The sequence below is a fragment of the uncultured Maritalea sp. genome (assembly GCF_937139385.1).
GTDB classification, from domain to species: Bacteria; Pseudomonadota; Alphaproteobacteria; order Rhizobiales; family Devosiaceae; genus Maritalea; species Maritalea porphyrae_A.
This window is the reverse complement of record NZ_CAKZPW010000211.1, coordinates 1-5,570: the sequence shown is the minus strand read 5'-3', so window position 1 is coordinate 5,570 and position 5,570 is coordinate 1. Positions and strand designations below refer to the sequence as shown.

The window sequence follows — 5,570 nt, the reverse complement described above, 5'->3', positions numbered from 1 at the left end:
TAACCTAAAAATTGTCCGCAAATGTGCTGAAAAGTCCGGTTGAGCAACTAAAGCGGCTTGATCGTGGTAAAATGTCCCATTTTCCTGCCTTCACGGCTGTCTTCCTTGCCATATAGATGAAGCAACGTGTTGGAATGGCTCATGATTTCGGGGATCCGCTCGATGTCTGATCCAATGAGATTTTCCATTGTGCAATCAGAATGACGTTTGGTTGAGCCGAGCGGCCACCCTGCAATTGCACGAATATGCTGTTCGAATTGTGATACTGCGCAGGCCGCTTCCGTCCAATGTCCGGAATTGTGAACCCTTGGAGCAATTTCGTTGACGATCAGGTCATCATTTTCCAGAACAAAGAACTCAACGCCCATTACACCGACATAATCGAGCGCCTCGACAATTCTGGCTGCAATGGATTTGGCGTTTTTGATGATTTTCCCGGACACATTTGCGGGCACGCTGGAGGTTCGCAATATGCCGTCCTTGTGCACATTTTCTGCCGGATCAAATACGGCAATCTCTCCACTGGTGCTGCGAGCAACAATCGTAGATATTTCACACTGGAAATTAATCAAACCTTCAAGCACACAAGGCGCGTTTGTTGTTTCGTCCAATGCGGCTTGAAGGGCAGATTTGTTCATTCCTTTTTCAAGACGAACCTGACCCTTGCCATCATAGCCAAATCGTCTTGTTTTCAAGATTCCACTTTGGTCATAGCGATGGTAGGCTTCTTCCAAATCCCCAATGGTTTCAATGTTTTGATAGGGTGCGGTTTGAATATCGATTGAATTCAGAAACGTTTTTTCAACCAGACGATCCTGGCTCTTCTGGAGAGCCAAAGAGTTTGGATAAAGGGTATTGTTTTCTTCAAGAAAATTTACTGTTTCGAGTGGAATATTTTCAAACTCATACGTAATCAATTTGCAGGATGCCACCAATTCCTTGAGCGCTGCAACGTCGTCATATTCGGCCTGAATATGATAATTGGCAAGCTGTGCGGCTGGACAGTTTTTACCATGCTCCAAAACGATCGTTTTCAGGCTGAAACGCGCAGCAGCCATGGCCAGCATTCTGCCGAGTTGCCCGCCACCAATTATGCCGATCGTGTCGCCTGGTTTCAGCGGCGGAGTGCCGGTTCTGGACATTTCAAGCCTCGTTTTTGGGCGTCGCTGCCACTGATGCCGTTTGCGCCGAGCGCCATTCATCCAGATTTTGGCGAATGTGATCATCGCTCAAGGACAAGACTGATGCTGCCAACAAGGCTGCATTCACGGCACCGGCCTTTCCGATGGCTAATGTGCCCACGGGAATGCCAGCAGGCATTTGAACGATGGATAGCAGGCTGTCCTGGCCGTTTAGTGCCTTGGATTGCACTGGCACGCCAAAAACGGGCAGGTGGGTGAGCGCAGCGATCATGCCGGGCAAATGCGCGGCACCGCCAGCGCCAGCAATAATGGTTTTAAACCCATCGTCGGCTGCGGCTTTGGCGAAGTCATACATACGGTCAGGCGTACGATGCGCCGAAACGATGCGTGCTTCATATTGAATTTCGAGCTGGTCAAGTGTCTCTGCGGCGTGGCGCATTGTGGCCCAGTCAGACTGAGACCCCATGACGATGGCTATTGGCGGATTTAAAGGCATAAAAAGCCCTCTCGCATTGCGTCAAAAAGGGCGTTTACCCTACAATCTGGCTTTGAGCAAGTGGCGTAAAGTCTAATTGGTGTCGTTCTTTGGTTAAAAAGAAGCGATACTGGTCAGATACTAGGCGATTATGTCGGGCAACAGAATATCTTCTAGTTCTTTGATGCGGTCTTTAAGGGTGAGCTTTTTCTTCTTCAGCCGTTGCACCAACATGGGATCATTTTGTCCTGAATGCGTTAGCGCGTGAATTGCGGCGTCTAAATCTTTGTGCTCTTGACGTTTAGACGCCAACTCCAGCCCCAATCTCGCCCGTTGTTCGGAAGTAAGTGGCATCATGGTCTGGTGGGTCCCTTGTGATTCTGTTGTGACCGTCTGTCAAAATTACCCCATATTACAAATGATTGCACAAAGATTTAACTGCATGTGCAAAATTGGTACAAATTGACGCTATTTGTTGATTGGACAGCATGACATTTTTTTGACAGACTGCTTGGCGTACATACAGAGAAAGGAAGACTTCATGACAACTACTTCCCACCTCAACGCGCTGGAGCGCCGTCATGCCTCGCTTGACGATCAGATCCTCCAAGAATTGCAGCGCCCTGCTCAAGACGAGCTGAAAATTGGCATGCTTAAGCGCAAAAAACTCGAACTAAAAGACGAGATATCGCGAATGCAAAACCAAACGCGACAATAGGTGAGAATAGTATATTCTTTTGAGTATCAACTAATTGGGGCCACGATCATTCTCGTGGCCTTTTGTATTTTTGCTTATAGGAAGCTTTGGGCGCCATCATAGATTAATTTGAGCGCCAGAATGAACGCCAAGACATAAGCCATTTTGTAAAATAGTTCGGTTGATATGCGGCGTACCAGATAAACACCCAAAAGCATGCCCAAAATTGCAACTGGAATCAGTGTTGCTGAAATGGTGAGATTTGACACCGAGAGTTGGCCCAAAAACGCATAAGGGACCAGTTTGGTGGAATTGACCACGGCAAAAAAGATAACTGTGGTGCCCGAATATAGGGTTGGCTTGAGCCGTTGGGGCAGCATAAAGATTTGATAGGGCGGCCCGCCCGTATGGCTGACAAAGCTGGTGAACCCGGCAATTGACCCCCAAAACCAGCCCCATGGTCTGGAAGGGGGGAGGCCCGAGAGCGTTTTGCGCAATGGCAACCATTCATCCAGGCAAAAGAGTATCGTCACGGTGCCAACCATTAAGCGCACCATGCCTTCTGAAATGCAGGCAAAGACCATCCAACCAATGGTGATGCCGGTGATGGCGCCGGGCAAAAGGATTTTCAGGTTCGGCCAGTGAATTTCGCGCCGGTAGGCGATTAGCCCGATGGCGTCCATCGCCAACAACACGGGCAACATGACACCCACGGCTTGGGTGACCGGCATGACGATTGACAATAGCGGCACGCCGACAAAACTTAGCGACCCCACCAAACCAGATTTGGAAAGAGCGACCAGAAAAACGGCCAAAAAACTGATGAAGATGACCGTGGGGTCGATCGCTGACATGTCGAATGGCATAAGTAAAATACGTAATTGATTGGTAGGGTGATGGCAGGCTAGATCATCCAAGTTGCTTGGCCAAGGGCTTGATGGCAAATTCTGGCCACGAAAGGATGTTTGTTATGGGGAGTGCGGTTTCGCTTGTAGCGCGCAATAAGAGCGCGCGTGCGATTACGCACCTATGGCAAGAAGTCTCCGCCTTTGAAACGTCTCCATCCATGCCAACGCTGCAATATCCGCCCCACTTCACCTTTGCCATGTTCGAGCACGTCACGGGCGCGCAATTGAAACGGCAATTGGGAGATGCATTTACGCGTGCAAAACCTGTTCGCGTCACGTTTAATAAAATTCGTTTCTTTGATGTGGATCCCATGGTGGTTTGGGCCGCACCAGTGCAGGTGCCGCGTTTGCTTGCTTTGCACCATGAAGTTCATGCAAGGGTTGATGCGGCGCAGTGTCGAGCAAATTATCTCCCCGGTAAATGGCATCCCCATTGCACTTTGGGTACGCAAATTGACCCGGCCAATCGCGAAGCGGCTCTTGCCTATATCAATAATGAAATAGGCGAGTTCGATGTTGTTTTTAACGCCATAGAGGTCATTGAGTTTTCACCAATAGAGGTGATCAAACAATGGCGTTTGGACCTTTAGTCAGTCCAAACTGATTGCGATAGCGCGATCAATATGTCTGCATTGTCAGGCTGTATGCTATTACTCGCCGCAATATTTCGGCCAATATGCCCGCAAATTGAACATTTATGGATAATTTGCCACCCTTTCTTCGGGTGCCAATGTAAGCCGATTGGCTCCATCAACCCTTTGCACGGGTTGGCGCGGTCGCCTGGCAATATGTCAACGTGCTTTGACCATAGACAAGCTGGGCAGTGATTGCGGTAACTACCATTGGAAAGTTTTTTGATTTTGTGAGCGCATCGTTCGCATTCGAACGACACGTTTTGGGTGTGTCTCGACATCCTGAATCCTTGTTTCTTTGAGGAGAAATCAAGGATCAGGGTTCCGTTTGTTCTTGAACGCTTTGGCGTGTGGCCAAAAAACGCTTTTCAGGCTTGATAGAAGAGGGACAGATTCACCGCTTTGCTGTCGCGGCTACTTCCAATTCCTGCTTGCGGAAAACTTGCAAACTAACGCGTTCCGCTCGAAGTCTACCGCCACAGGTGCAATAGCCATCGGTAAGTGTCATTCTATCTCACTGGCAAAATGCATCGTCCCCTGTCAGATGTCGAGATTGTTTTGTGCTGCCATTGCGTCCCCTGTTGATGTTGAGCTTTTCAGACTATTTATTGTCCTTGTTTTTGTCTACCGCCTGGTCTGCATCCAATTCGTCGATGTCGGCCTGCATCACTTGCGCCAAAAGCTGTCGTGCGGTCTTAACGTGTCCAATCATGGCTTCATCATCACCACGTAATTCGTAAGCTTCATGCAGCATTTCTACGTCGTGTTTGGCAAAAGCGTTGGCCAAACGTTTGGCTTTTGCTTCTGTATACCCAAGCGTCACCAAAGCTTTGATGCCCAATTGGAGTGCTGAGTGGAATGTGTCACGTTCGAATTCATGCACGCCAATGTCCATAAGGTCGTGGGCATGGTTGCGGTCACGGGCGCGGGCCAGTACGCGGATATGTGGGAAATTCTCCCGCACCATGCGTGAAATTTCGGACACAATTTCAGGACTGTGGATGGATATCACCATGAGTTCGGCCTTGTCTGCGCCGGCAGATTTCAAGAGATCAAGCCGACGCGCATCGCCATAAAACACTTTGGCGTCGAACTTCTTCATTAATTCAATCTGTTCCGGGTCATGGTCAATCAGCGTAGCTTCATAACCTTGAGCGGTCAGCAAGCGAGTGACGATTTGGCCAAAGCGCCCATAGCCCAAAACTATAACGCGATTGCGCACACTAATATCGTCATCTTCGCGCTCCACAGATTGTAAGGAAGGCAAGCGGGGCACAACGATGCGATCAAAGACGATCAATAGAATCGGCGTGATGATCATTGAAAGGGCGACGGTAACATTGAGGATACTGGCCATCCCAGGGTCAAGGGCGCCAGCGCCCAAAGCAAATTGGAACAACACAAAAGCAAACTCACCGCCCTGCGCAAGCAAGGTGGCAAACAGCAATCTATCAGCAATGTGAAACTTGAAGATGGTTGCGAGGCCAAAAAGGACGGCAAACTTAAGCGTTGCAAGGCCCAACACGAGGCCAATGATGGACCATGCATTGGTCAAAAACACCGAGAATTCGATCGACATGCCAACCGAGATAAAGAATAGGCCCAGCAGTAAGCCTTTGAAAGGTTCGAGGTCGCTTTCCAGCTGATGCCGATATTCGCTATCGGCCAAGATGACGCCAATCATAAAGGCGCCAAGGGCGGGCGAAATATTGATCC

Annotated in this window: 8 protein-coding genes; 2 read left to right on the top strand and 6 right to left on the bottom strand. The window is 49.2% G+C overall.

Annotated elements, in window-relative coordinates; translation table 11 throughout:
• Positions 1-47: 47 nt before the first annotated feature.
• The 3 genes from Q0231_RS09120 to Q0231_RS09110 form a co-directional block, all read right to left on the bottom strand.
• Entirely contained in the window at positions 48-1,142 is a 1,095-nt protein-coding gene (locus Q0231_RS09120; protein ID WP_299347281.1) for a 5-(carboxyamino)imidazole ribonucleotide synthase, read from the bottom strand.
• A 1-nt stretch (position 1,143) separates the two neighbouring features.
• Positions 1,144-1,638, bottom strand: coding sequence for a 5-(carboxyamino)imidazole ribonucleotide mutase (gene purE, locus Q0231_RS09115; RefSeq protein WP_299347279.1), 495 nt, complete (start codon positions 1,636-1,638; stop codon positions 1,144-1,146).
• A gap of 120 nt (positions 1,639-1,758) precedes the next feature.
• Positions 1,759-1,974: a DUF465 domain-containing protein gene (locus tag Q0231_RS09110; protein ID WP_269394892.1), complete on the bottom strand. Its 216-nt coding sequence runs from the start codon at positions 1,972-1,974 to the stop codon at positions 1,759-1,761.
• Positions 1,975-2,158: 184 nt separating this feature from the next.
• Between Q0231_RS09110 and Q0231_RS09105 the strand changes: the two genes are divergently transcribed.
• The gene (locus Q0231_RS09105; RefSeq protein WP_269394891.1) at positions 2,159-2,335 is read left to right on the top strand and encodes a DUF465 domain-containing protein; all 177 of its coding nucleotides are present in this window, start codon (positions 2,159-2,161) and stop codon (positions 2,333-2,335) included.
• A gap of 74 nt (positions 2,336-2,409) precedes the next feature.
• Here the strand turns inward: Q0231_RS09105 and Q0231_RS09100 are convergent, their stop codons facing one another.
• A complete protein-coding gene (locus Q0231_RS09100; RefSeq protein ID WP_299347276.1) occupies positions 2,410-3,168 on the bottom strand; it encodes a sulfite exporter TauE/SafE family protein in 759 nt (252 codons plus the stop codon).
• Between the two features lie 116 nt (positions 3,169-3,284).
• On the opposite strand from Q0231_RS09100, the gene Q0231_RS09095 reads away from it, so the two are divergent.
• Positions 3,285-3,812: a 2'-5' RNA ligase family protein gene (locus Q0231_RS09095; protein ID WP_269394889.1), complete on the top strand. Its 528-nt coding sequence runs from the start codon at positions 3,285-3,287 to the stop codon at positions 3,810-3,812.
• On the opposite strand, the gene Q0231_RS16725 is transcribed toward Q0231_RS09095, so the two are convergent.
• Together Q0231_RS16725 and Q0231_RS09090 are read right to left on the bottom strand one after the other, a co-directional pair.
• The gene (locus Q0231_RS16725) at positions 3,809-4,135 is read right to left on the bottom strand and encodes an RNHCP domain-containing protein (RefSeq protein WP_367274483.1); all 327 of its coding nucleotides are present in this window, start codon (positions 4,133-4,135) and stop codon (positions 3,809-3,811) included. The genes Q0231_RS09095 and Q0231_RS16725 overlap by 4 nt on opposite strands.
• 320 nt (positions 4,136-4,455) lie before the next feature.
• A partial coding sequence (locus Q0231_RS09090) for an NAD-binding protein (RefSeq protein ID WP_299347274.1) occupies positions 4,456-5,570 on the bottom strand: 1,115 nt, incomplete at its 5' end.

What these genes read in the sequence shown, in the direction of transcription:
- Q0231_RS09120 (WP_299347281.1), bottom strand. Translation starts at nt 1,142, where the DNA reads ATGTCCAGAACCGGCACTCCGCCGCTGAAACCAGGCGACACGATCGGC.
- purE (WP_299347279.1), bottom strand. Translation starts at nt 1,638, where the DNA reads ATGCCTTTAAATCCGCCAATAGCCATCGTCATGGGGTCTCAGTCTGAC.
- Q0231_RS09110 (WP_269394892.1), bottom strand. Translation starts at nt 1,974, where the DNA reads ATGATGCCACTTACTTCCGAACAACGGGCGAGATTGGGGCTGGAGTTG.
- Q0231_RS09105 (WP_269394891.1), top strand. Translation starts at nt 2,159, where the DNA reads ATGACAACTACTTCCCACCTCAACGCGCTGGAGCGCCGTCATGCCTCG.
- Q0231_RS09100 (WP_299347276.1), bottom strand. Translation starts at nt 3,168, where the DNA reads ATGTCAGCGATCGACCCCACGGTCATCTTCATCAGTTTTTTGGCCGTT.
- Q0231_RS09095 (WP_269394889.1), top strand. Translation starts at nt 3,285, where the DNA reads ATGGGGAGTGCGGTTTCGCTTGTAGCGCGCAATAAGAGCGCGCGTGCG.
- Q0231_RS16725 (WP_367274483.1), bottom strand. Translation starts at nt 4,135, where the DNA reads ATGTCGAGACACACCCAAAACGTGTCGTTCGAATGCGAACGATGCGCT.